This window comes from Microtetraspora sp. NBRC 16547 (genome assembly GCF_030268965.1).
In the GTDB taxonomy this organism is placed as follows: domain Bacteria; phylum Actinomycetota; class Actinomycetes; order Streptosporangiales; family Streptosporangiaceae; genus Microtetraspora.
The window spans coordinates 1-652 of record NZ_BSSE01000085.1; the positions used below are offsets into that span (position 1 = coordinate 1).

The window sequence follows — 652 nt, forward strand, 5'->3', positions numbered from 1 at the left end:
ACCGGAAGATCGGTGCCGACTCCCCACTCGTCGTACATCTGGTCGATCATGTTTAACGCCAGTCGCCACTTCTCCTGGTGACCGACGTCGGCAGGGATCTTGCACCGGTCGCGGCGCTTGCGGACCGTCTCCGCCTGAACCGGATCCTCGATCTTGTCCGGGTCCCACGACTCGGGGATGAACAGCCGCCAGTTGACCGCGGACGAGGCGTGATCGGTGACCAGATGTGCACTGACACCGATCTGGCAGTTTCCGGTCTTGCCCAGCGTCCCGGAATACATCCGCGCCACTCCCGGAGAATCCGGGCCGTCCTTGGGGAACCCCACATCGTCGATGACGACCGCCTGCGGGCTGATCCGCTCCAGAGCCCAATGCGTGAGGTTTTCCCGGACCGGTTCGTAGTCCCAGGTCGAGTCGGCCATGAATTGCTGTAACCGCTGGGTGTCAACTCCCAGACGCTCCGCCATCGGGTCCATCGACTTGCGTCGCCCGTCCAGCATCAACCCCCGCACATATGACTCGCCAGTAGCCAGCTGATCACGGCGACGAAGCACCCTCCGCAGCATCTGATCTGCAAACTTCTCAAGCCGCGGGCGTACCAGCGCCATCTCGTCAGGTGTCACGACAGCATGATCCCGAAGTAACTCATCAA

Annotated in this window: 1 protein-coding gene; it reads right to left on the minus strand. The window is 62.1% G+C overall.

Annotated features, from left to right (window positions below):
* Positions 1-623, minus strand: a 623-nt coding sequence (locus QSK17_RS35720) for an IS701 family transposase (protein ID WP_502889356.1), incomplete at its 3' end; no start/stop codon positions are given.
* Positions 624-652 lie beyond the last annotated feature (29 nt).